The organism is Micromonospora sp. KC606 (genome assembly GCF_004348675.1).
Lineage (GTDB): Bacteria > Actinomycetota > Actinomycetes > Mycobacteriales > Micromonosporaceae > Micromonospora.
The window spans coordinates 1-2710 of record NZ_SMKN01000364.1 but is presented as its reverse complement, the minus strand read 5'-3'; the positions used below and the strand labels follow the sequence as shown (position 1 = coordinate 2710).

2 protein-coding genes are annotated in these 2710 nt (G+C 69.4%); both read right to left on the bottom strand.

The genetic code is table 11. From position 1 onward, the window contains the following. Positions 1 to 368: 368 nt before the first annotated feature. The gene (locus tag E1193_RS30975) at positions 369 to 1595 is read right to left on the bottom strand and encodes an LCP family protein (protein WP_132186672.1); all 1227 of its coding nucleotides are present in this window, start codon (positions 1593 to 1595) and stop codon (positions 369 to 371) included. A 77-nt stretch (positions 1596 to 1672) separates the two neighbouring features. Next, positions 1673 to 2647 (bottom strand): NAD-dependent epimerase/dehydratase family protein, encoded by a 975-nt coding sequence (locus E1193_RS30970; protein WP_132186671.1) that lies wholly within the window; start codon positions 2645 to 2647, stop codon positions 1673 to 1675. Positions 2648 to 2710 lie beyond the last annotated feature (63 nt).

Sequence of the window (2710 nt, the reverse complement as noted above, 5' to 3'; positions counted from 1 at the left end):
GCCGAGGACCGTGCGTGGGGGTCGGAATCCAGCGACGTGGGGCGGGGGCTGGTCTGAACCGGCATGCGTGCTCCAGCTCGCGTGATCGGGGGGCGGGACCACTTTACGTAACGCTTCCCGTGAAGGCGAGATAGTCACACACTCAATTCCCAACTATTCGCACAGTTGCGGCGGTGGTTCGTCCGAACGGATGAGGAAACGCGTACGCACGGTGGTTGGCTGACGATGATCTAGCCATCGGGGAACGCACCTCTGACGACACCCGCCGAGATCCGCCGGCAGACATCGACCATCGGACCGCCAGCCGGCGTCTGCTCGACGAAGGCTGCCGCCGGCGGCCCCCGGCGACAGCCGCCGGCGGCGCTCGGTCAGTTGCTCCCGGTGTCCGGGTTCTTGTTCGCCGCGACCCACTGGGCCATGGTGTCCGCCGACATCGCCCGGTACATCGCCAGCGCCTTCTCCCGGTCGGACACCACCACCGACTCGCCGTTGATGGTGTCGCTGCCCGAGTGCGGGCTGGTGAGGAAGGTCAGGTTATCGCCACGCAGGTTCCGAAACTGCAACGCCATGTCGGCCAGCGAGAACTGCTTGTCCACGGTCACCGCGTCCGTCACCGACTGGAGGAAGTCGTTCAGCTTCTTCGGATTGGTGAGTGTCCCCGTGCTCGCCGCCTTGTCCATCAGGGCGCGCAGGAACTCCTGCTGGTGCCGCATCCGGGCGAAGTCGCCGTCCGGGAACTGCTTGCGCTGGCGGATCCAGTCCAGCGCCGTCGCACCGTCCATGTGCATGGTGCCCTTGGTGAACTTCCGGTACGGCTTGTGGATCGAGGTGATGCTCCGCTCCACCTTCAGATCCACGCCGCCGAGAGCGTCGGTGACCTCCTTGAAGCCGCCGAAGTCGATCGCCATCACGTGATCGATCCGCACGTCGGTGAAGCACTCCACGGTGCGTACCGCGAGGGGCAGGCCACCGAACGCGAAGGCCGCGTTGATCTTCGCGCGCTGGCCGGAGCCGCACTCCGCGCCCGCACTCTCCGGAATCGGTACGTACAGGTCGCGCGGGATGGAGACCAGATAGGCCGACTGGTGGTCGGCCGGGATGTGCATCACGATGATCGTGTCGGCTCGCCACTGGCTCTGCCGGTCCACCGGCGCGTCCGGGTCACGCGAGTCCGAACCCACCATCAGGATGTTCAGCGCGCCGTTGACCGCCTTCGCCGGCCGTCCGCCGGTGATCTCCGCGAACGGGTCCGTCCGGGCCAGGCCGCTGTTGAGGTTGTTGGCGTAGAGCCAGGCTCCACCGCCCCCGAGCAGGGCCAGGACCAGCACCGCGATGCCGGCGACGAGGCCGATCCGCCGCCAGCGCGGTCGCGGCCCCCGTTGTCCGGAGCCGCCGGAACCGCCCCGGCCGGGCGGTGAGCCCGGGCCGCCGGGCCCCCCGTGCCCGGGCTGCTCGTCGCCGTACGTGGGGTACCACTGCGCGTCGGACTGCCGAGCGCGCCCGGTGGCACCACCGTCGGAGCCGGATACGGAGGCGCGTCCGGAGCTGCGGTGCAGGTGCGGCAGGGGGACGCCGGCAGACGATGTCGCGGACATGCACCTCAGCGTACGTAGCGGTGTCGAAAGATGCCCGAAGGCGAATCGCCGGTCTGTCCCGCGCGGCGCGAAAGGCGTTACCCTAGGCGGCCGCGGAAGTGGGCGATCGTGCGTCGGAGGCCCTCTTCGGGCGACACGGTGGGCTCGTATCCCAGCAGCTCCCGGGCGAGAGTCAGGTCCGGCCGGCGCATCTCCGGGTCGTCCGCGCTGCGCGTGATGTACGTCACCTGTGAGGTGCTGCCGCACAGTGACACGATCGTCTCGGCCAGTTGCCGCATGCTCATCTCGTGCTCGGTCCCGCAGTTGATCGGGCCGGTCTCGGTCGAGTCGAGCAGCAGCAGGATGCCACGCACCAGATCGTCGACGTAGCAGATGGAGCGGGTCTGGTTGCCGGTGCCGTGCACGGTGAGCGGCTCGCCACGCAGCGCCTGCGAGATGAAGGTGGGAATCGCCCGGCCGTCGTCGGGGCGCATCCGCGGCCCGTACGTGTTGAATATCCGGACGATCGCCGCGTCCAGCCCCCGGCTCCGGTGGTACGCCATGGTGGCCGCCTCGGAGAAGCGCTTGGCCTCGTCGTAGACGGCCCGCACCCCGATCGGGTTGACGTTGCCCCAGTACGTCTCGCGCTGCGGGTGTTCCTTCGGATCCCCGTACGCCTCGGAGGTCGAGGCCATCAGGAACCGGGCGCCGTCGGCCAGCGCGCGCTCCAGCAGGTGCAGGGTGCCCACCGAACCGACCCGGAGGATCTCCACCGGCAGCTTCTCGAAGTCGGTCGGGCTGGCCGGGGAGGCCATGTGCAGGATGGCGTCGAACCGCTCGGCGAGCGCCGGATGGGCCGGCAGGCCGTCGGAGATGTCCGCTTCGACCAGGGTGAAGGTGGGTGTGTCGAGCAGGTGCGCGATGTTCTCCTTGGTGCCGGTGACGAAGTTGTCGAGCACCACCACCGCGCAGCCCCGACCCGTCAGGGCGTCGACGAGGTGGGACGGCACGAAACCGGCGCCGCCGGTGACGAGGACACGGTGACCGGCGCCGAACCGCGGAGCTACCTTCATGCCGGCCAGCCTAATCGGCGTGGCTGACCCGCACGCGGCGGCGGGGGTCCGGCGCGTCCGCGC